The organism is Aquihabitans sp. G128, assembly GCF_019048865.1.
GTDB lineage: Bacteria > Actinomycetota > Acidimicrobiia > Acidimicrobiales > Iamiaceae > Aquihabitans.
In genome coordinates, this window is sequence record NZ_CP077604.1 from 4,096,921 (window position 1) to 4,118,251 (window position 21,331).

Annotated in this window: 21 protein-coding genes; 3 read left to right on the plus strand and 18 right to left on the minus strand. The window is 66.8% G+C overall.

The features are described 5' to 3' along the window. Nucleotides 1–170: 170 nt before the first annotated feature. Both KSP35_RS19590 and KSP35_RS19595 read right to left on the minus strand, forming a co-directional pair. Nucleotides 171–353 carry a hypothetical protein gene (locus KSP35_RS19590; RefSeq protein WP_216997451.1) on the minus strand — a complete coding sequence of 61 codons (183 nt, stop codon included), beginning with the start codon at nucleotides 351–353 and terminating at the stop codon, nucleotides 171–173. A gap of 101 nt (nucleotides 354–454) precedes the next feature. Then, entirely contained in the window at nucleotides 455–1,111 is a 657-nt protein-coding gene (locus tag KSP35_RS19595; protein ID WP_216997452.1) for a hypothetical protein, read from the minus strand. A gap of 911 nt (nucleotides 1,112–2,022) precedes the next feature. On the opposite strand from KSP35_RS19595, the gene KSP35_RS19600 reads away from it, so the two are divergent. Beyond that, entirely contained in the window at nucleotides 2,023–2,553 is a 531-nt protein-coding gene (locus tag KSP35_RS19600; protein WP_216997453.1) for a hypothetical protein, read from the plus strand. 65 nt (nucleotides 2,554–2,618) lie between these two features. Here KSP35_RS19600 and KSP35_RS19605 read toward each other — a convergent pair whose 3' ends face one another. The 16 genes from KSP35_RS19605 to KSP35_RS19680 form a co-directional block, all read right to left on the minus strand. Further along, nucleotides 2,619–4,211 carry a carbamoyltransferase C-terminal domain-containing protein gene (locus KSP35_RS19605; RefSeq protein ID WP_216997454.1) on the minus strand — a complete coding sequence of 531 codons (1,593 nt, stop codon included), beginning with the start codon at nucleotides 4,209–4,211 and terminating at the stop codon, nucleotides 2,619–2,621. Nucleotides 4,212–5,014: 803 nt separating this feature from the next. After that, nucleotides 5,015–5,719, minus strand: a complete 705-nt coding sequence (locus tag KSP35_RS19610) for a hypothetical protein (RefSeq protein WP_216997455.1) — start codon at nucleotides 5,717–5,719, stop codon at nucleotides 5,015–5,017. Next, nucleotides 5,712–6,434, minus strand: coding sequence for an SDR family oxidoreductase (locus KSP35_RS19615; RefSeq protein WP_216997456.1), 723 nt, complete (start codon nucleotides 6,432–6,434; stop codon nucleotides 5,712–5,714). The genes KSP35_RS19610 and KSP35_RS19615 overlap by 8 nt, the downstream gene beginning before the upstream one ends. Continuing rightward, nucleotides 6,431–7,099: a hypothetical protein gene (locus KSP35_RS19620; RefSeq protein WP_216997457.1), complete on the minus strand. Its 669-nt coding sequence runs from the start codon at nucleotides 7,097–7,099 to the stop codon at nucleotides 6,431–6,433. The genes KSP35_RS19615 and KSP35_RS19620 overlap by 4 nt, the downstream gene beginning before the upstream one ends. Then, nucleotides 7,096–7,941 (minus strand): LLM class flavin-dependent oxidoreductase, encoded by an 846-nt coding sequence (locus KSP35_RS19625; protein WP_256444580.1) that lies wholly within the window; start codon nucleotides 7,939–7,941, stop codon nucleotides 7,096–7,098. The genes KSP35_RS19620 and KSP35_RS19625 overlap by 4 nt, the downstream gene beginning before the upstream one ends. Then, nucleotides 7,925–8,632 carry a 2OG-Fe(II) oxygenase gene (locus tag KSP35_RS19630; RefSeq protein ID WP_216997459.1) on the minus strand — a complete coding sequence of 236 codons (708 nt, stop codon included), beginning with the start codon at nucleotides 8,630–8,632 and terminating at the stop codon, nucleotides 7,925–7,927. Before KSP35_RS19630 ends, KSP35_RS19625 begins: the two co-directional genes overlap by 17 nt. After that, entirely contained in the window at nucleotides 8,629–9,594 is a 966-nt protein-coding gene (locus KSP35_RS19635) for a glycosyltransferase family 2 protein (RefSeq protein ID WP_216997460.1), read from the minus strand. The genes KSP35_RS19630 and KSP35_RS19635 overlap by 4 nt, the downstream gene beginning before the upstream one ends. A 99-nt stretch (nucleotides 9,595–9,693) precedes the next feature. Continuing rightward, entirely contained in the window at nucleotides 9,694–12,243 is a 2,550-nt protein-coding gene (locus KSP35_RS19640; protein WP_216997461.1) for a non-ribosomal peptide synthetase, read from the minus strand. Between the two features lie 144 nt (nucleotides 12,244–12,387). After that, on the minus strand, nucleotides 12,388–13,503 hold the full coding sequence (locus KSP35_RS19645; RefSeq protein WP_216997462.1) for a hypothetical protein: 1,116 nt from the start codon (nucleotides 13,501–13,503) through the stop codon (nucleotides 12,388–12,390). Continuing rightward, nucleotides 13,500–14,552, minus strand: a complete 1,053-nt coding sequence (locus tag KSP35_RS19650) for a glycosyltransferase family 4 protein (protein WP_216997463.1) — start codon at nucleotides 14,550–14,552, stop codon at nucleotides 13,500–13,502. Before KSP35_RS19650 ends, KSP35_RS19645 begins: the two co-directional genes overlap by 4 nt. Nucleotides 14,553–14,572: 20 nt before the next feature. Beyond that, nucleotides 14,573–15,253, minus strand: coding sequence for a PIG-L deacetylase family protein (locus tag KSP35_RS19655; protein WP_216997464.1), 681 nt, complete (start codon nucleotides 15,251–15,253; stop codon nucleotides 14,573–14,575). Then, nucleotides 15,250–16,212, minus strand: a complete 963-nt coding sequence (locus tag KSP35_RS19660; protein WP_216997465.1) for a Gfo/Idh/MocA family protein — start codon at nucleotides 16,210–16,212, stop codon at nucleotides 15,250–15,252. Before KSP35_RS19660 ends, KSP35_RS19655 begins: the two co-directional genes overlap by 4 nt. Continuing rightward, nucleotides 16,209–16,826 carry a zinc-binding dehydrogenase gene (locus KSP35_RS19665; protein WP_216997466.1) on the minus strand — a complete coding sequence of 206 codons (618 nt, stop codon included), beginning with the start codon at nucleotides 16,824–16,826 and terminating at the stop codon, nucleotides 16,209–16,211. The genes KSP35_RS19660 and KSP35_RS19665 overlap by 4 nt, the downstream gene beginning before the upstream one ends. A gap of 471 nt (nucleotides 16,827–17,297) precedes the next feature. After that, on the minus strand, nucleotides 17,298–18,290 hold the full coding sequence (locus KSP35_RS19670; protein WP_216997467.1) for a GNAT family N-acetyltransferase: 993 nt from the start codon (nucleotides 18,288–18,290) through the stop codon (nucleotides 17,298–17,300). Between the two features lie 606 nt (nucleotides 18,291–18,896). Next, entirely contained in the window at nucleotides 18,897–19,079 is a 183-nt protein-coding gene (locus KSP35_RS19675) for a hypothetical protein (RefSeq protein ID WP_216997468.1), read from the minus strand. Continuing rightward, the gene (locus tag KSP35_RS19680) at nucleotides 19,076–19,825 is read right to left on the minus strand and encodes a PIG-L deacetylase family protein (RefSeq protein WP_216997469.1); all 750 of its coding nucleotides are present in this window, start codon (nucleotides 19,823–19,825) and stop codon (nucleotides 19,076–19,078) included. Before KSP35_RS19680 ends, KSP35_RS19675 begins: the two co-directional genes overlap by 4 nt. 68 nt (nucleotides 19,826–19,893) lie before the next feature. Between KSP35_RS19680 and KSP35_RS19685 the strand changes: the two genes are divergently transcribed. Beyond that, nucleotides 19,894–20,661, plus strand: a complete 768-nt coding sequence (locus KSP35_RS19685) for a hypothetical protein (protein WP_216997470.1) — start codon at nucleotides 19,894–19,896, stop codon at nucleotides 20,659–20,661. Nucleotides 20,662–20,904: 243 nt separating this feature from the next. Beyond that, on the plus strand, nucleotides 20,905–21,270 hold the full coding sequence (locus KSP35_RS26220) for a leucine zipper domain-containing protein (RefSeq protein ID WP_371748997.1): 366 nt from the start codon (nucleotides 20,905–20,907) through the stop codon (nucleotides 21,268–21,270). The last annotated feature ends 61 nt before the right edge of the window (nucleotides 21,271–21,331 follow it).

Below are 21,331 nucleotides of genomic sequence, written 5' to 3' on the forward strand. Positions count from 1 at the left end.
ACCCCACGGCTACGACGCCTCACTGGAGTTGACCCGCGTTCTTGGACACCCGATCCTCGCTGCCGGGTAGGCCCCGGGCAAGAGGCGCATCTCACCCGACAGCCGGCGGCGGCCGCCGGTGCGCGCCCGGGCGTCGAGCCGTCCGAGCCGCTCGGAATCCAGTACAGGGGTTACCGCCGGTTCGGGTTGGCCGCGGCGTGGACGAGCGGGACGCTGCCTTCGAGCGCGGCTGAGGTGCTGATCACCTGGACGCGGACCCTGGCGGCTTCGATCGCCCGTTCGATGAGTTGGTCGAAGTTCCTGGTGAGCACCAGCCGGACCTGGCCGTCAGCGACGAGCTGGGCCGCTGCCATCCCGACCCGACCTGCCCGCCCGGCGCCGAGTGGCGTCGCTCTACGGACGGGTGGCGAGGAAGTTCGGCACGGCGGGGTTGGCCTCGTGAATTGCCGCCAGTTCAGGGGCCATCCATTGCAGGAGCTCGACCGTCTGGTCCCACACGGTCTGTAAACCGACCATGGTCTGAGTGCCAGACACCCGAACGCCGTTGAAGATCGGCTCGTGATGCGCCGAACGGTTGCGGAGCCGCTGGAGGTTCGATGCTCGGAGGTGTACGGCGTCTCGTGTCGGCCGCCGGGCTCGGCCGCTCGGAGTGAAGGTTTCCCGTTGCGAAGCCGAATCGTAGGGCCGGACGCCAGAGGTTGGCCTCGTAGTCGATGGCCCGACCCAGAGCCGAGGTGCCGCCGCGGCTGAGCAGCATCACCCAGGTCCCCAGCATCAGGTCGGCGATGACCTTGCCGGGTCCGATCGTGCCCTTGACGAGCTGCTTCTTGTGCCTGCGGACGACATCGGTGAGCGTCTCGCTCGTGATGTCGTCGAGCACCAGGTCGGTGCTCGCCCACCAGTCTCCGCGCCCGAAGTGCGCTGCGAGATGGCCGTGGATCGTGTTGCGGAGGGTGACCTCGACATCGCAGGCCAGAGGCGTGAGGGCAGCCGCCAGGTCGATGTTCCATCGGTATAGTGCCCAGGCGTGGTCGTCATCGGCCGCGATCGCCCGGTAGGTCCCAAGCCTCGCCGCGCTGACCGCCGGCTCAAAGCGGGGGTTGAAGGTCACGGCTGGTCAGGGTAACCTGCGTGTAATTCCCCGGTGCCGCTAATGCCTTCGTGGCATGCGCCCGGGGTATTGCCTTTTGGGATTAGCTCCCGTCCGGAAACTGAGGCGACCTGAGCGTGAGCCCGACGATCGCTCGACACCCGGCGTGCCCTCGGCGACGCGAGGGGCTTGGCGGTTGCCTCATGCTTGCGCGTCGGCAAGGGCATCGTGCCGTCTGGAACGTCAGTCGCTTCTACTGCTTTTTCTACTGTGCAGCCCGGTACGGGGATGTACAGGTTGGTACGTCCTCGGTAGGATGACCCGCGAAACACCAGCTCGAGGGCACTATCCGGGACTCGTTGGTACGGGCTGAGATTGCGATCGACGATCTCATAACCCGAAGGTCGCAGGTTCAAATCCTGCCCCCGCCACCATCGAAAACGCAGGTCAGGCCCCACTTCTCGAGGTGGGGCCTTCTGCTTTCCTCGGGCCCTTCTACAGTTTTTTCTACAGTCCGACGAGCCTTCAAGCGCTCGAGCACGGTGAGCCAGACGCCCTGACCTGCGGGTTCCTCGGCCCAAGGTCGTCGCAAGGGCCAGACCTTCGAGTGACCAACCCGAAGGTCACAAGACCAGACCTGGGTGCCGGCTGCCAGTGGTGCGGATGCCCGGGGTCAGGTGAGAGTGACCCGTCGCCCCCAAGGGGAAGCGCGGGTTCTACGCCGTCAAAACCTGCACTCGAACGGATCAGCTAGTTAATTGACTCCCGGACGCACGCCGATCGGGCGGCCTGGCCAGTCACCCAACCTGGCACCGGATCACGCGGCAGTCCCGAATCTGACAGACCCGTGCGCCTCGGCCTCGCCCGAGCGAAGACCCCGGCAGGGGCGAGCTATCGTCCACGTTTCAGCCGTCGCGGGAGAGGTCGGAAGCGTGTTCCGGAAGAAGGTGCGTGAGGAACCAAGTGTTCCTCTGACATTCGCTGCAGAGGACCTGCCTCGACTCGAGTCGATTCTCGACGAGTTCCTGGCCACGGTCGGAACCCCACAGTTCGAACTGCCCGCTATCCGGCTCGGACGGGCAGGAGGTATCGATATCGAGCACCCGGAGCGGGTGTTCTCGTTGGGTCCCGATGCAACGAAGCGCCCGTGGCGATGGCTTCTTCTGGGCGTTGAGGAGGCCGTTCGCCAGCAGCGGCAGGTCACACTGATCAAGGCGAGTGCCGTCGTGGGCTTCTGGCAGATGAACATCGCACCCAACCTCGGCCCGGCGGACTGGTTCGCCATGGGCCTAGATGGCTGCCCGGCTGACGTGGAGATTGCCGTCCATCGTGCAGCCGCTGGCCCGATGGTGAGCTTCGACGACACCGAGATTCTGGCCACCGATGCTCGGGGCGACTCGATGACGGTGGGCCTCGCCCGCCAGGCTGCGGAGTTTCGTCTCAACGATCTGGTAGGGCTCTGAGGACGAAACTGTTGCGCAGCCGTGGTTCGTGGACAGGGCGACGAGCAGGTAGTCCTGTGGTCACATCAAGGTGACAGTTCGGCGATCCACCCATCTCCGGCGAGTGCGTCCAGGTTCATCGCCCGGCCTGCCGCGAGACCTTCCTGGACGGTGTATACCATCGGCTCCCCAGCCAGGTTGAATGACGTGCACAAGACAGCAGGGCAGCCATTCGAGTTCCCGATCGCGCCGAGGACGGCACCATAGGCAGAGTCAAGGTCGACTGTCTGCGGCCGAGTGCTCCCGTCGACGTGAGTCACTCCGGCCAGATTCTCGAGAGCTGAGTCGCGCACCCGGGAGGCTTGCAGCATGTACGCGGAGGGTACCCCGACCAGGTTGTCTTCGAAGGCGTCGGCGGTGATGGAGGGTGCCAGCGGTCGCCACGACTCACGACCTTTCATGAAGTTGACGCGGTCTCGCACCCGCTCAGAGCCCGGTCGAGCGATCACTGAGCGGGCGCCCAGAGACCGCGGGCCGATCTCTGCGCCGTTATCCAGCCACCCAACAACCCAATCGCTCTCCACGAGGCGCTCAGCCAGATCGTCAGGCGAAGACGCCCTCACCGTGACGTCGGACTGACCGAGCGTGGCTTCCGCAAGCTCGCGATCGATCGATCGTCCGAGGTGCACTGACGTGGGCGCGACCGCGTCGCCGAGGTGGACAGCCAGCCCGATCGCTGCGCCTAGGGCCGTCCCGGAGTCATTCGCCGCCGGGGGTATGACCAGGCGCACCCCTCGCTGCTCCAGCGTCTCGGCGAGCGCTCCGTTGATCGCGCAGTTCAGTGCCACTCCGCCGGCGTAGACCAAGGTTGAGGCTTCGCCGACGGCTGCCTCAGCTAGGCTGCACACAGCTTCGGACACGACCATTTGGCACGCATGCGCCACATCAGCACGATCGTTGAACGTGGACACCGTGCCGAACTTCTCGTGCAGAGAGTCGACGATCTTGCGTATTCCGTCCTCGTAGGCCGTACCTGTGAGCGGAGCACAGGCGTGCCTTGACTCGACCACATCGATCGCGAGTTCGGGTGCGCCGAAGCCCCGATCTCGACCGAACGAGCTCAAACCCATCACCTTTCCTTCTTCACCCCATGCGAAACCCAGGTAACGTCCCAGCGCCTCGTAATACATGCCGAGCGAGGTGCTCGTTGACAGCGCAAACGAGCTGCTGAGACCGCGACCATCCCAGCGGAAGGCCTCACCGCCTCCACTCTCTCCGCTCCCGTCGAGCACGAGCACCGCAGCGCTGGACCCCCGGGGTCCTTCCGGGATGAATGCAAGGCCCGAAAAGGCATGGGCCGCGTGATGGGAAACGAAGTGGACCGAAGCTGGGGGTATGCCCGGCACCCATTCGCAGATCATGGCTCGAGCATCTCGATCACTAGAGCCTGCGAGCTGCGGGTCCCACGGATAGGCGACCGCATCGATGTCAGAGAGATGCACCCCACCCAGCGCGAGTACCTCGGCGATGGCGCCGGCGGGAGAGCAACCCCGGCCGCGCTTGATCCTCGAGATTCGTTCCTCCTCGACAGACGCGACGACGTAGCCGTCGACGACGAGGGTGGCGCAGGCATCATGACCCGAACCGGCCTGGCCGTTCACCCCCAGGATCAACGCCATTTCTTCCTCCCTTACAAACGAACCTAGCTGTCGGGAGCCCGACCGTGCCGCCGGTGTCGACCAGGTGTTCGCCCGTTCCACCCCGGTGGTCGGAGTCGTCGCAGGACCGTCTCGACGACAGCGCCGCAGCACCGAAGATCGGAGATGGCCGCATTGGTGGCCTCGGACACCTCATCGTGGGATCGATTCACTTGGCCTCTACATCTAGCGGGCAGTGCCACGTGGGCGGATCGGGCGAGCGGCACCTGATCGGGACCAGGACCCAGCGGCGAGCTTGTGCGCCAAGCGCGACCGTCGGCGAAGGTTCTCGCTCGAAGCGCAGCGCGGTCGAGCCTGCGAGGGTCGAGGTCGTGGACTGTCGGTTGTCCGTCGGCCCGAATGATGGTTCGGCCCCTCCGCTTCAGATCGTCCGCAAACCGGTCGTCATCCCCGAAGCCGAGCCGACCAGACCCGTGGTCCTCGTCGAACGGCGTCGAGTAGAGCGCCTCGACCGAACAGGCAGGCGATGCGCCGACCGGGCGCATTGGCCCGGTGGCATCGCTCCCGCCGAATGTTCGGAGGTGCCAGGGGTCCAGGCGCCGCATTCGCGCTTGCTCGACAACCTGTAAGCGCCCAGCAGCAGTATCGGCCGTCCCGGCGAGAACGGGGGGTGTTGAGATCCTGCGGTCAGCACAGTGGAACGATGACATCGTCGTCGATCCAGAGGACAACCCGCCCACGGGCTGCTCTGCCAACGGCGTTCCGTCCCGCGGAGAGCCGGGATCTCGGTGCCTGGACGGCAGGGTCTACACCGGCCAATGGGTTCAATGCATGAGTGCGACGCGCGCCGCTTCATGCCTCACCGCGTCGGTTCCGATGGCGATTCCGTCGACCGTCAGGGTTCCGAGGGTGGCGTCGACGATCATCTCCCCCTCCAGGTCCCAGGCGTGCACGTGGACGCCGCCGAGCTCGAGCTCGCCCTCATTCGACAGGATCTCGGTGCTCGTCGGCCAAAGGGCGATCACGGAGTAGTCGCGTGCGGCGATGCTCAGCGTGGCGATGGACACCCGAGCGGGCTGCGGCCGAGGAAGTCCGATGCGCTCCCAGGCATCGGCGAGAGGGTTGGCGACGGCCGAGTCCGAAGTCTTCACGACGTGGCCGCAGGTCGAACAGGTGCGGGCCAGCGATGAGTGATGCACGGCCGTCTGGCGATCCAGCTGTGCGCCCCCGCATCGGGTGCAGTCGATCGCCCTGATGGGTCGTCCGAGCATCTCGGCGAGCCAGCAGAGGCGGGCGGTCTCGGCATCAACGACGACGTCGCCCTGCGGGCCCTGAACGAGGACAGTGTCGAAGGAGTCGTCGATCTCCGACCCGCCATCGCAGTGCACGTGGACACCTCCTGGATCGGGGGTTGGCTTCGGCCCCCAGAGGTGCGTCGGGTCCATGAGCGCAGCCCACAGGCGGAAGGTCGTTGTGCCGTCGCGGGCATCGATCGTGCAACGCTCTCCGACAATTGGTGCATCAGCCACCCTGGATCTCCTCGTGTTCGTAGATGAGATGCATGACGTTTCGAGCGACATCGTCCGCTGATCGCACAGAGCTGGCTCGCTCTGCATCTGCCCGCTCGCGGGCTGACAGGAACCCGGTGATGTAAGGGGAATCACCTTCTGGCACCCAGTTCGTCGGGCCCTTGGTCCCTAGCTCGGTTGCGACCGGCCCAGGTCGGAGGATCTCGATGGCGACACCGAACGGTCCCACCTCCTCGCGGAGGGAGCACAGGAATGTGTCCAGAGCAGCCTTGGTCGCCGAGTAGCTAGCTAGGAACGGCCGAGCGTCGCGTGCCGCCACGGACCCGAGGCCGACCACCAGGCCGCGCTGCCGTGCGACCATGGAGGGCAGGCACCCTGCGATGGCGTGGGCCGGTCCGGTGACATTGACGGCAATCATGTCGCTCAGAGAACCGGGCGGTTCGTGCTCGACGGGCCCGACGTACTCGATCCCGGATGAGAGCACCAGGATGTCGGCGTTGCGAGTCAGCCCACGGACCACGTGTTCGTCGCAGGTCCGGAGGTCGACCACATGCACAGCGGCCTGGTCGCCGAGGGCCTGGCGTGCCCTTACAGCCGAGTCCTCGGTGGAGGCCGTGAGGTGGACGTGGTAGCCGTCGGCGATGGCGAGAGCGGCGATGGCGAGGCCGATTCCAGATGAACCACCGAGCACGAAGAGAATCTTGCTGCCGCTCATCCCTGGCCCACAGCGGGCGTGAGCCAGACCCGCTGCACCTGGAGACCGGGTGCTGGCCGCTGGGACCGGGCGTGTGCCGCCCGCCGGTTGTCGATGACGATGGTGTGACCCGTTCGGAGCGTGATTATGGGTGCCTGGACTGTGGCGTCACGCCACAGTCCAACCCACCAGTCGATGAGCCCTTCGTCTCCGATTGCTGCCGACCTCGCCACGGGCGACACCACAGCCTCGATGACCTCGCCGGTGGGAGAGAGCGTGAGCAGGGGTGCCTTCTCGTGCGTGAGATCGGCATCGACGTACGCCTCCGTCGTCGCGAGGCGACGAGCGACATCGAAACCGCCAACTCGAATCAGAGCGGCGACCACGTCGTCGACCCCGAGCACGCGGAGCTCGATTGGTCGCGAATAGCTGAGCAAGAGGATGCTCGGGTGGTCGGGCACCTCGGAGTACCCGTCGGTGTGGAGTCCGAGGCCGGCATCGGAGACAGCGTCGGTCTCCTGCACTGTTGGCGACGTGTCGAGGCTGTTCAGGTGAGGATGAGACGCCGAGAAGTGGGCCGCTGTCGCGTCCAGGCCGCGATGGAACACATCGCACCAGCGGTCTGATGGCGACGGTGTGAGCCACCTCAGCACGGCGGCAGGATCGGGGAAGTCCGGTGACGTCATGTCGTGCACCTTGCGGACGGCAGGGCCAAGACCCCTGGGTCGATCGTGGCGCCGTTCCAACCGGCATCGACGACGACTTCGTCGACGCCAGCACGCAACGTCGCCAGGACGAGCCCCTGAAGGGATTCCGCATCTGTCGTCCCAGACAGCCGAAGAACGACGCGTGGGTCGCCCGCTCGGCCGCATGTAGACCAGCTTTGGTCGAGCTCGTCGATACACGCAGCGAGCCAGGCGACGTCGACGGTCGACAGGTGCTGCTGGGGCAGCCAGCCGTCTCCCCACGCGGCAGCGCGGTCCCGGCTGGCACGACCGTTCCCGGCCACGAGAAGCGGTGGTACTGCGTGGGACGAGTCCTCCCACGCTCGGCGAGCCTCATCCCTCCAGCAGTCGAGGCGCCGGTACCGATCAGTTGGATCCTCTCCGAGGGCTGTGAACTCCTCCATCAACCACCCGGCCGCCAACCCGACCTCGATCCGGTCGCCGGCGAGGACATGGACGGTGCGGACCTGACGGGCCGCGATCGGCACCGGGCGTAGGCCGGCGACCAGGGCTGCGATGCCGAGCCTGAGCCTGGTCGTGTTCGCCGCAAGCGCTGAGAGAACGGTGATGGCGTCGAGCCACATCTCGCCAGCTCGTGGTGGGCTCATCCCCAGTCCGGAGAAGGGGAACTGGTCGCGGGTGGGCCCGGGGATGACGAGGTGGTCGCTGACCCACGCCGATGAAAGGTCGGACCGTTCGACTGCCCTCACCCGATCCAGCACCAGGGACAACTCATCACCAGATCCCTGAGTGGGGATGCGGACGCCGATCGCCGTCGGCCTGGAGTCACCCCGCCGTGACATGGTCACCTGGCGGGCGAGCAAGATGGAAGACCATGCCAACCGAGCGACGATGGCCGCTGTGCACCTGCGACACGCCGTGACGAACCCGTCGGACCGCACCGGAAGCGATCACCGACGTGGCACGGATCAGGAGGAGCTCGCCGTGCCTGAACTGCGGCACGACGACTTCGGGCGGATGGTCCGGGCCAGAGACCTCAAGGACGAACCGACCACCGCTGAAGTCAGCACCAGGGCGGGAGAGGAGCAGTACGGCTTGCACCGGGAAGGTCACGGCTCCGTAGCTGTCGTCGTGCAGGCTGTTGTAGCCTCCCGGGCCGTGCTCAAGGGCCAGAACAGCGCTCTCGGTCTGGCCTGCCTCGCGACATCGGGTCCAGAGTCCTTCCAGGCTAGACGGCCATGGTCCGCCGTCGTCGCCATGAAGGTGCAGGTGGGCAGCGTCGTACAGGTCCTCCATCACCGGTCGCAGCGGCACGATCGCGTCGTCGGTCAGGTGGGCGTAGGCACCGCTACCCTCCGCTTGCGCCTCCATGTCGTGGGAGATCCGTGCTGCATCTTCCGTGAACAGCCCTGCGAGGTCGTCAAGTCGCAGGGCCGCATCCCAACGAAGGCGGGCGTAGCCGCAGCGTCTGACCTCGTCAAGGACGGTGGCCGCCTGTGATCGGTGGCCGATGAAGGCTGACAGGTCGGTCACGGACACGGTCTGACTACCCGTTCGATGGGCCGCCCTGCCTCGGTATGGCTCCGACGTAGCGCAGCGGCGTAGGCCTCGGGCAACTCGGTCGTCCACATCGGCACGCCAGCGGTGACACGGAACGCGACACCCGGCAACCCGTCCTCCTCCTCCTTCGCCTGTAGCGCAAGGCCCAACCAGAAGACGACCGTCCAGATGGCCAGGTAACCGACGACCGGTAGGCGGCATCGACGGGAGTACCACCCAAGTGTGCGTCCAAAGTCGAGGAGCGTCCAACGGACGCTGGGCGTGGCAAAGAGCCCCATGCGACGACCCAGCCGCTCCCCTCGGCCGTAGCGGAAGGCACTGCGGAGGTCCGCAGCACCGTGTTGTGGGGCATGGCGGACAGTGGCCGGCGTTGGAAGGACCACCTTGCCGGCCAACTGCAGCCGGAAGTCGAACTCGCGGTCCTCGCGGAAGGGGAGGTTCCCCGAGAAGAGGTAGCCCCCGACGTCCGCTACGACGCACCGGTCGACGCCGAGCAGCGGGCTGTAGCCGTTCACCCGGCCGTCGTGGTTGGCTGTGCGAGCCTCGGCGATCAGCCGGCCCGACCACGTCCCGCCACCGTCGTAGAGTACTTCGCCTCGGGCGATGGAAGCCCCGCCCGCCAGTGCTTCGGCGAGGTGGACGAGCGCTCCGGGGTCGAACCGGCAGTCTGAGTCGGTGAATACCAAGTAGCGGCGACCGGTGGCCTCTACCGCTGCGGCAAGGGCTCCACCGATGCCCGCTCTCGGCACGAACACCGTCTTCACACCCTCGATAGTGGCGCAGGCTTCCTTGACGGCGGAGGTTGCGCCATTGAGGGCGATGACGACCTCGGGACCATCGACGTCGATGCTGGCGATGCACTCGACGATGCGCAAGTCGGAGCAGACAGGCACCAGGATGGCCATGTCGGCGAGGATGGTTTTGGGATCAGTCATCCGAGGATCTCCTTCGCAACCGGCCCGCTCCAGTGCTCGAGCTCGTAGGCGACGCCGTCGAGGAGCCCGGTTGCAAAGGACTCCGCTTCAGGCTCGAGGTCATTGAACGTGACGGCCAAAACGGTCCCAGCGTCGGTCTCGCCCAAGTCGACCTCCAATGGATAGAGCCGCCTCCAATCGGGGTCCACCGGCAGGACCGAGCGGAGCGCCGCTTCTCCGCCAGCGAAGCGCCGCGATGCCGCCAACCGACCCTCGCGCATGACCGAGCAGAGCGGAGAAGTCCGTGTCAGGTCGCCAGGCCAAACACGGCGTTCGGCGCGCAGCTCTACATCGCGGGGGGGATACGAGTGCCCGACGCTGTCCCGCAGTTGCAACCAAGACGGGCGTCAGGAAGTACCCGACGCATGCACTCAGGTCCGTTTCGCCGGCGAGTCGGCGGCCATCCACCAGGACGTCCACGGGGCAGTCCTTGCCCGTGAGCGTGCCCAACCTCTGCGATACCACCCACGCAAGATCCTCCTGGGAAGGACTTCCCCCGGCAATTGGCCGCGTCACCCGACGAGAAGACGCCGCCGTGCCTGCGTCTGGCCGGCCTACGACAGCATTCAGGCTCCGGGCGCGGAGTTCCTCTGCCCTGGATGAGGCGACGAGTGGCACCGAACTAGGGCTGGGGTTTGGCAGTCTTCGTCGGCTCGTCAAGTGCCAGAGCAACTGGTGCACCGAGACCGGGTCCAGGGCCAACTCGTGGGCAAGGATCCAGCCGGTGACGACGTCGCCCCCGTCGTCGCGAAGCAGCAGTACGGGGCTGGCATCGGATGCCCAATCGAGACCATCCACCGCCTGTCGGACGACGTCCCGGCCGTCGTCTTCCCAGATCCACGGCGCCACGGTGGTGGGCGCACGGCCCGGCGCCGGTCGTCCGTCGAGCCCACGGAGGTCGAGGTCCTCCATCACCTGCGACCAGCGTGCTCGCAGGTCAGGGAGCAGTCGAGGACCGCTCAGGTGGAACCACAGCTGGTGCACCCACGTCGACCCGACGTGTTGGTGATGGGCAAGCTGAAGGCGCTGGAATGCGGTCAGCCCCACCTTCGTCGACGTCTGCGCCTGGCTGACGTCCGGAGTCAAGGGCGAACTGAGCGCCGTGCCCAGCGAGCTCGCTCCGATCAGGTCGTTCACGCGCAGATCGACGCCGAGCCCGGCGGCGATCGATACCAACTCGATCGCCGCAAGCGAGTCGCCACCGTTGGCGACAAAGGAGCGCGTGAAGTCGGTATCACGTCCGAGCAGCAGCGCGGCCTGGTCCCGCAGGTGCCCGATCGGCTTCAGGCCATCGCTGGCCGATCCACCGGGGCTGCCAGCGACGGCTAGACGGACATCGGCCTTGCCGTTGGCATCGGTCGGGAGGTCGGACTCAACCGTCACGACCCGGTGAACGGTGACCCCGGACGACGACATCGTGCGTACGAGCTCCCGGGCCGCTCGCTCGTCGCGCCAGCTCGCTCCCTCCGCTCCGGCCACGACGATGCGGCCGTCGATCACGCTTGCCACGGCCGAGCGCAGGTGGCGCGTCGACAGGAGGATCGACTCGATCTCGCCAAGCTCGACCCGCACGCCACCGACCTTGACCTGGCGGTCTGCCCGTCCGGCGAAACAGAGGCGTCCGCTGTGGTCGATCGTGACGAGATCCCCGGTGCGGTACCACGTTGATCCTGCGTCCTTGTCGCTCGGCTGGAAGCCCCCGGGCTCAGCCGCGATGTAGCCCGCAGCGACGCCGGGGCCGTCGACGACCAGCTCAAAGACACGCGGGTCCTCCGTGGTACCGAGGGTGAGCCGCATGTTGCACACTGGTTGTCCCAACGGGATGGTCGCGCCGACGGTGAGGTTGTCCGCTGTCAGACGGTGCGTCGTGGCCAGCTGGGTCTCCGTTGGGCCGTAGTGGTTCTCGATGATGGTGTCGGGCCTGACGTCGAGGTGGTCCAGCAGCTCCGCCGTCACGCGGAAGGTGTCGCCGCCGGACGCGATGTCATCGACGTCTCGTAGCGAGGTGGCTCGGCCGGCGGCGCAACGGAGGATGGCATCGAGGATCAGCGGCGGCAGGAGTATGCGGCCGACGTGGGTGCGGACGATCAACTCGGTGAGAGCGGCTGGGTCACGCCGGCTGGGGCCGTCGGCGACGGCGATCGCGCCACCGCTGCAAAGGGACGGGAAGATCTCCGCCGTCGACGTGTCCCAGCTCAGGTCAGATCGCCACAGGGCTCGACTGCCGGGGCCGACGTCGTGCGCATCTCGGTAGTAGGTGATGAGGTTGCGGAGCGCGAGGTGCGTCCCTTGGACCAGCTTTGGGGCGCCCGAGCTTCCCGATGTCGGCAGGATGTAAGCGATGTCGTGTGGCCGGCTGGCGTGACGGTGTTCGAGGCCATGCGCCTTCGCTCCGTCGAGATGGGCGACGGCACCTGATCTTCGGAGCAGGTCCGTGGTGGCCGCCCTTCCGAGGGTCTGTCGGAGCGGGAGGTAAGCAGCACCTCGCTCGAGAACGGCGAGTACCGAGACGAGTGCGTCGACCGAACCGACGTCTGCTACGGCGACGACGGCACCGTGTTCGACCCCCAGAAGAGCGAGGTCGGATGCGCGTGTATCAACCCGGTCCATCAGCCCCCCCGTAGGAGATCTCCCACCCCGGCCCGATGACCGCCGGTTCGTCCGGCGCGACGCTCGCAGTCGCACGGACCTGCTCATGGACCGGGCTCGCGGGGACGGCCATGGAGGCGCCGGCGATCCGGGAGGGCGCCATCATCACAGCACCGTCTCCGCCGGCCCGCCGCAGGCCGCGGCCGCCGTACGGCGCACGATGGCGTGGTGGCTCATCGTCAGGGCATCGGCGATGCGGCGGGTGAACGGAGCGGCGTGCGGACCGACGACGAAGGGTGCGACGTCCAACAGGGCGCGGTGGAGCTGGACACAGGTGCGGAACGTGCGAGCGAAGCCGTCGGTGAGCGCGGCTGCCGTCGTCTCGCTGGGCTCCTCGGAGAGGGCGAGCTCGGCCCAGAGCGTCGCGACCGAGTCGAACAGGTGCATCTCGGCATCGTGCTGGTCGCAGGCGAAGCCGGCTATCAGGTCGTCGACCTCGCGCCGGTGTGTGGATCCAATGAGCGGTGCCGCACGGCGAGCATCTCTCAGCGAGGCGCGGGTCAACCCGATGGGGACCCCGGCGAGGTTGAGGCGGTACAGGCGCGGATGTGAGTAAAGCCGCTCGTGGAGGGACGGGGGGGCGGTGAAGTCGAAGATCGAGCGGTCGGGCACGAACATCTCGTGGATCTCGTAGGAGTGGGATCCTGTGCCGCGCATGCCGAGCGCCGTCCAGTCGTTCGCCACCACGATCTGGTCGGGGTCAAGGACGGCGACGCGCTCATCACCCTCACCATCCACCTTAAAGCCGGCCACCACGACGTCGGCATGTGTGATCAGGGTGGCGAGCGGCCAGATCCCGTCGAGGACGTAGCCACCACAGGCCCGATCTCCCCTTCCCGCAGGGGTAGTGAACCCGCTGGTCACGGCATCAACGTTGTCAGTGAGTGGCGTGGGATCGCCCAGACGCGCTGCGTAGTAGCCGGTGTCGGTGCCGATGCATGTCGCCCAGCCAAGGGCAGCGTCGACGGTGCTCAGGGCCTCGATGGCGCAGATCTGGGCGATCGGGTCCGCTTCCCAGCCGCCCGCTGACCGGGGCTGGGCGAGACGGAAGATGCCAGATGCTCGAAGCTCGGCAACGACTGGCTCGACCAGGTCGCATGCACGGTCGGAGGCGGTCGCGTGGACGCGCAACTCGGGCTCCTTGCGACTGACCCAGTTCGTGAACTCGTCGACGTGCGCGTCCTCGTACGTCGAGAACGGACTCGGGGTCATCTCGATCACCTGGATGACACCCCGAGTGCGTGGGCGACCCGATCTGTGGTGGCTTCCCACGTGAGCCCCGCTTCCGCGAGCCCAGCAGCCCCCGGGAGGTCGCCGCCACGATGCGTCCAGGCTAGGCGGAGCGCGTCTGCGAGGGCGTCGACGTCACCTGGAGCAACGGCCGACTGCAGCAGGTCCGGGTGGTCGATCAAGGCTCCGACCCGGGTTGCGACGAGCGGAATGTTCTCGGAGATCGCGTCCAGCAGAGCGAGGCCGAGGCCCTCGTAGTCGGATGCTGACGCCATAAGGCGGCAGCTGCGCAGGAGGGTCGACAGGGCCGCCCGGTCAACGAAACCGACGTCCGTCCACATCGCTGGAGGAATACAGGAGTAGACCGAGGCCAGGTGGGCACCGTTCCGACGGGAACCGGCCAGCACGAGCCGGAACTCGGGAAGCTCCTCGGCCAAGTAGCCGACCGCTGCGGCCAGGGTTCGATGGCCCTTGTTGTCTTGGTCAGATGCGACGCAGAGGGCATAGGGGGCGGAGCCCTCGCTGGGGCGGTCATCGATCTGGGCTGCTGTTGTTCCGCCCCCGACAACCACGATGCGGCCCCACGGACCGAGGTCGCTGGCGCGCGTGGCGACGACCGACGAAGGGACCACGATCACGGCCGCTCGCCGGGCGGAACGGGCGGCACGGCGGCGCACCCGATCGCGAGCCCCCGTCGTCCCGGTGTGGAGGTCGTGGAACGAGACAGCGTACGACCGACGACGAACGAGTCGCGGAGCCGTGATGCTGATGGGGGACCACACGACCGCGGATCGACAGGTCCAGGAGATCGGACCGAGCACGAGCTGCTCCGCCACGAGCCGAGCGAGTCGTCCTCGAAGGGGCCAAGGGAGCACGCGCACGCACATTTCACGAAGCGTCAGGCGATCGCGCAAGACGTCGAGCGAACCCCGATCGGTGATGACGGTGACCGAGACCCGACGAGACAGGCGCGACAGCACCTCGCAGGTGTGGATCAGTGACCCACCCATGTCCGCCTTGAGGTCGACGAGGTGCACCACGACGCGACGGCGGGTCCCGCTCACCGCTCCATCACCGCCAAGGGGAGGTCCACGGTGCAGTGCTCCACCGTGAACGCCTCTGCCTGGGTCGAGCCGGCGAACATGCGACCGCGGTAGGCGCCGAGGCCCTGGGCGGCCTCTCCAATCCCGAGACGCTCTACCTCGTCGCGGTAGGCCGCCGCCGCCTCCGCCTTGTTGATGGCGGCGGTGCCGTCTACAGGCAAGCAGAGAGCGGGCCGACGGATCGGGCTCCACACCTCAAAGCCCAGAATCAGGTCGATCGTCGGCGCCGGCGAGCTGACCATCGTGCTCGTCGCCGAGAAGGCTGCTTCGCGACCAGCCAGATGGACTTCGGCGTGGTCCTGATCCGACTCATGTTCGTGCGGGATGAGCAGGACGCCGGGGTGGAGTAGCTCGATGACGGCAATGAGGCGGTCCAGGAGCCCCGCCTGGTGGCGTAACGCCCGCGTGGTGAAGCCAAGGAACTCGACACCAGTGGCGCCCAGCCGTCGTGCGGCCAGGCGAGCCTGGTCGCGCCGTCGCTCAGTTGCGGCCACGGAGAGTTCTCCGTCCGTAACGTGCACAATGTGCACTGGGATGCCGGTGGCCGCCAGCCGAGCCAGCAGGCCGCCGGCGCCGATGACCTCGTCGTCGGGGTGGGGAGCGATCAGGACGATCGGCCGATGAGCCGCCCTGTTCACGACGCTGCAGTCCAGACGCGGTCGAGCACGTCGATCACCGCACAGGTCTGCGCCCGACTCGATGGGACTGCCCCTTCTCGGATCGCATCGAGCATCCAACCGATGCCCCAGCCGACGGTGGGGCCGGCGAAGTCAGGCACAGGCAGTTCGGGCGGTGAGGTGCCTACGTCCCAACGCTGCACTCCATCGGGGGAGGCAAGTCCCCAGAGCGCCACCCGAGCAGTCTCCTCGGAAGAGCACCACGTCACCGATGGTGCGCCGCCGCCGCCGTCCCAGGAAACGTCCAGAGATGCCACCGTCCCGTGGGGCCAGCGGAGTAATGCGGTCCACGACGAGCCAGTGGGTTGGGCTTGCTGGCTCCGGGCGGCTGCGACGACCTCGGCGTCGAGCCCGAACAAGTGGACCAGAACATCGACACCGTAGATGCCGAGGTCGTACAGGCAGCCTCGTGCAGCCGGCTCGTAGTAGTGGGTCGGGTCGCCCTGGAACCAAGGGCTGCGACCGGGGCCGGGTTCGACGCATCGTGCGTGCGCAATCGTGGCCCCCGCGGCCTCGCCGATACCTTGCGCCCGGAGTGCCGGCGACTTCCCGAACGCGGGGGCGCTCACGAGTGCCGCGCCGTTGGTCTCAGCCAGGTCAAATAACTGGTGGCAGCGGTGGGCGTCGTACGCCAAGGGCTTCTCGCAATAGGTGTGGACACCGTGGCGCAGGCTCAACTCAACTAGCCCTGAGTGGGACAGTCCTGGGGTCAGGATGGCGATCAGATCGATGTCCCCAGCCGAGAGCAGCGCCGAGAGCGAGTCGTAGGTCGCCCACCCCAGGCCGCCGGCGGTCATACGTGCGGCGCTGGAGGCATCCGCCACGGCCGTGATTTCCGCGCCGTGGGCCTCCAGGAGAGGGATGTACCGGGTGAGCGCTACCTGTCCGAGTCCGCACACGCCGACGCGAAATGACGTCATGCCCGCTCCTCCCGCCCGTAGGTGAACGCATAGCCGATTCCCGGGTGCTCCCGCACGACTCGATAGGACACGTCGGGCACCCAGGGGTCGAGCTCGTGGGTGACGAGGCCCCTGCCGATGCCGGCCGCCAGGAGGCGTTCCGCAGTGACCCTCAGCCGCTCGAGGTCCCATCGTCGTGAGCCGGTGCCGCAACCCCAGTCGAACTGGCTCGACACGATCTCCAGGGCATTGTGGTGGAACTCTGCACCCAGGGACAACGAAACGGGTAGTGCACCGTGGAAGCTTGTCACCACCAGACGGCCGTGCGGGCGCAGGAGACGCAGAGCGCCTTCAAGCGCCTCCGGCGCTCCCGAGGTATCGATGACGACGTCGACCCCGGGACCCGAGTCGGCCGGCAATCCATTGTCGGGGAGTCCACCACGTGTGACGTCGATGACGGTCGCACCCGCCTCCTGAGCCACCCCCAAGCCCATGGATCGGGTGCCGAGGACGGTCACTCCGAAGCCATGGAGGAGCAGGATTCGGGTGACCATCAACCCGATCACTCCCGCTCCGACTACCACCGTGTCTTCGCCGGGGATCAGACCGGCATCCTGCACGCTCTTCAGCGCCACTTGCGCAGAGACGAGCAGGGCGCCCTCGGTCGGGGGCAACCCGGCTGGCACCTCCGTCCATCGCCCGTCTAGGGCAATTCGATGACGATCCCCGTGCGATGCGAACGCGGTGACAAGAGTCCCTAGAGTTGGGCCACCAACGCACGTTCGGGTCACCTCGCCGACCCACTGGTACCCAAGCGCAGAGACGGGGACCGGTGGCGCGGCCACGAAACGGCGCGCAGTGAAGTCGAAGTCAGCTGCCGCGAACGGGGTAGCGCCACTTGCGACTCGTAGTTCCGTGCCGCGGCTGACCACTGAGACTACGGCCGTGGCGTCGAACGACGTTGCCTCCGGAAACGGCTCCAGGTCCGCGTCGACGACAACTAGGTACCCATCCTCGACATGCAGCTCTCGCCTCACCCCCACCACTACCTGGGACAGTATCCGATCGCGACTGGCTAGTGGACCGGGTACCCCAGGGGCATCCACTCAGGTCCTTCCGCCCTTGATTCTGAGATGGATCGTGGCCCCCGCCTCCGGCCTCCACTTGAGCTTGTACGGTTCGTCGCCCCTGCCAAGCCATACCCCCTCGGTTCCTGCGTGGCGAGCGACGTCGAGCCAGTTCTTCATCAGGAGGGTGTTGATCTCGTAGCGTGAGCAGGCCTCGGCTGTGGCGCCGAAGAGGTAGCTGACGACCATCCTCTCTGACACGAGCACGAGGTCCGAGACCAGAACACGCCCGTCGGGTGCAGTCAGCTCTTGGATCCCTGACCGACGATTCGATGTCCGCCAACCTTCGACCGCTTGGGCGACCAGACGTTCGAAGGCAGTGGTGGCGTGAGCTGGAATGAGCCCCCGTCCGGCCCAGTAGGCCCGGTGCATTTCGACCCAGCGTTGTATTGCAACGTCGACCGATTGGCCTTCTAGTGCCACTGTCGTCCACTGCAACCCATCGGCGTTCATCCGACGCAGCGTCCGGCGCGCTGACTCCCGTCGTCGTCGATCGACCCCGGCCAGGATCACTTCGAGATCTGTTCCCCGGACGAAGAGCGACGCCGACCCGCGGGTCGAGCGGACCCGCTCATTCGGAAGGTGTGCAGCGACGTCGATCATGTGGCCGTGCTCCGGCACGTCTCGCAGGTGGAAGTCGAGGCCCGTGCCGGCCAGCCACCGAGCGATTGCTCGGTGGGCTTGGTCCTCCCACCCGGCGCGGACGATTGCATCGAGGTGGTCGCTGCTTCCTTCGCCGAGCCAATGCAGGAACGAGGTCGTCGCCCCCCGATACAACGGCACAATCGCTACGAGGTGGTGGTCCGAATCCCGGATCGTCATCACCGCGGTCTCGTCAGTAGACGACATCACCGATGCTCGCCAACTCAGCAGCCACTGGTGGTCCTGAAATGGTGACGCCCGCTCATCGGAGTCCACGAGCTCGGCCCATTCGTCCGTCATGGCGTGCAACGCTGCGACCGAGGTGACCACGCCCGCCTCGAGATCGGGCCCTGATGGTGTCACGGGTGACGCACTACGAACAGAGCGCCTCGCCACAAGGTCTGCTCGACTGCCTTCCACTCGACGGGCGCTCCGCCGCATGAGCTCGAGATGGCGGCGGCACTGAGCTCGGGAGTCATCTCGTAGTCGTAGTTCACGATGAGGAGCACCCCCGTGGGTTCGAGACGGCCGAACATGTCTGCGACAAGCAGTTCTCGGGTTCGGTCGGGCAGACGGGCGAGGGCAGGAAGGACGTCGGCGGCAAGGACGATCCCGAACGGAGTGCCTGGTGCGATGCAGCCGAGCGACGATGCCTGGATCCGGGGACCCGATGGGGCGACACGGAGCATCTCGAAGGAGAGGTCAATGGAGAGGACCCAGTCGGAGCGGTCATGTAGGAAGGGCGTGAGTCGTCCTATCCCGCATCCGAAGTCGAGCGCTCGGGCTGCTCGCGACACATGTCCGAGGCACCTAGCCAGCTCAGACTCGAGTTCCCGGGTGGCCGTGGCAAGGTCGCTCCGACGCCCGAAGGATGTCAGCAGAACCGCAGCCTCCGGCGACGTGCGTGCGGCTCGATCGTAGGCACGCCGCGTCTGCTCAATGGAGCTCAGGGCGTTCAGGGGGGATGAGGACCTCCTGGACCTCGGCCAGGAAGTCGACCGACGCAGCAGCGAGGTTGGTGAGGAGCACTTCGTCCTCGGCATTCAGCGTGTCCCTGTCGCTTGGCTGGCCATCGAGTAGGCGCTGGATCAGCAGTTCGCGACGTTCCCCCTCGTTCACTGTTCCCCTATCAGTTGGCGAAGCGTGTGCAGCCCGCGGCGCTGTGCATCGGTCTTCGTGACAAACCAGTCCGCTCCGCCGCACATTTGCCGGGCTGCCGTCCCGACATCGTTCACGGCGGGGAAAAGCCACCGCACCTGGGTCTCGTAGCACGCGATCGCTGCGACTTTCGCGGACCATGCGGTCGGCGAGAGGTGCAACGGCGTACACCGGTCTCGAAAGGCTGATGAGCCGCCGTACGGCATGTCGCTCCAGGTTGCGCACGCAGTGCCGGCGCAGGACGTCGCCAGTGCGGCGGCTGTTGCGACATGGTCGATGTGATCCCCGTGCCCTGCCGGTCCCAAGACGAGTACGGGACATGCTTCGGCGAGGCGCCGCGTCAGCGTTTCAGACACCTTCGCAACGAGTTCAGCTTCCGGAGCCGTCCGATAGAGATCGGCTTCCTCCTGGATCAGCCATTGATCAGGAGCTGCGCGACGGTGGACGGCGTCGCAGAACATGAGGTGGTGCTTACGTGCGCCGAGCGACTCGACCGCTCGGCGGTCCTCAGCCCGTCTAGCCGCGCCAATATTCGCCCCGCTCAGCCCGGCGAGCCGAGCAGCGAGGTGAGAAACCTGCGGTGGCGCGTCGGACGCAAACACGGTGACGATCTCGACGGTGTGGCGCTTCGCTAGGTCGTGAAGGACTCCGCCGATGGAAAGCACTGCGTCATCGGGGTGTGGCGACACGGCAACGATCGTCGTCATGGGGCTCCTTGCCGTATGCGCCGGACTCGGGCGTCGCAGCGGACGGCGGCGAGCATGAGGCCTGCAGTGTGAAGATCCTGATGGCGGTGGCCGATGCGCTGCATGACGGGGCCGGTGGCATCCTGGTGGACATCGGCGACGACGAGCAGCTCGCTCGCTCGATCCCTGCGGTCAGGTCCGACTTCATCGCCGCGTTGGCCAGATCGCAGCATGTTGAGGCAACCGCCTGTCATCAGCCCATCGTCCAACGGACTGGCGATCCTACGACCGACGTCTGGGCCGCGCCCGAACCGTTGCACGGCGGTGCGGGGAGATCTACTGCGAACCTCCTGGCTTCTCTCACCCCATCATCTTGGCGTGAATGTGACGTCGCAGCTGATAGACACGGCGGCCGCGTCCGCCTCACTACCGATCAGGTCAGAGCAGCGTGCGGCGCCGAGGGAGGAATCATGAGCAACGATCGCGGCGTCCCGACGCCGACCAAGATCCTGAGGGTGCTGGGCGAAGGCGAGCAGCTCGAGTACGCCGCCAACGGCCACGAAGTGACTGCGACCTGGGGTCTGCGCAGGTCTTCACCCGGCTTCGTTCTGGTCACGAACCATCGCTTAGTCGTCGTCGGTAAGCCCCCGCTGATGGGCAAAGTGCCGGTCGATGCGTCGATTCCATGGGCCGACGGGCGGCGGGTGTCAGGTGAGCCCGATGGCGGATGGATCCGGGTGGATCTCGAGACCGTCGATGGCGTACTGAGCATCTGCACGCCGGCCACAGCCGCCTACGAGATCGAGACGCGATCGCGCAGCCATATCGTTGACGCGCGCAATGGCCACGCTCGATGATGCTCGGCCCGCTACGACTTAGCTGACCGGGCTAGTTGTAGTGACCACGGACCTTGTTGACGCTGGTCTGAGTTGAAGTGAGCCCCCTGGGCGAGTGTGGAGCTGTCTAGGACCCACGCTCGAACCAGGAGGCTCAGAGGTGCACGGTAACGCTCGGCTCACGCCGCTCGGCCGGTCGACGATGGTGATGCGGATCGAGTCAGGTCGACCCGTCGCACAGGTCGCATACGTCGCATACGTCGCATACGTCGCAGCAGAGACGGGCATCTCGCGCCCGCGGCATACAAATGGTGGAGCCGGTGGCGCGAGGAAGGTCTCGACGGGCTCGTTGACCGCTCCAGTCGGCCGCACTCGTGCGCCGCACCAGACCCGCCTGCGCTCGAGGAACAGATCGCCGAGCTGCGCCCGGACCCTGAAGGTGGGCCCGGTCCGGATCGGAGCGATGCTCGCGGTTCCGGCCTCGACGGTGCACCGGGTCTTGTGTCGCCTCGGGCTCAGCCGGCTCTGTTGAATGGGCCGGCCGACGGGGCGGGTGATCCGGCGCTACGAACGCGACGTGCCTGGCGAGCTCGTGCATGTCGACATCAAGAAGCTCGGCCGGGTTCCTGATGGCGGCGGCTGGCGGATCCACGGCCGCGAGAACCGCCCGAACCGAATCGCAGACCGGACT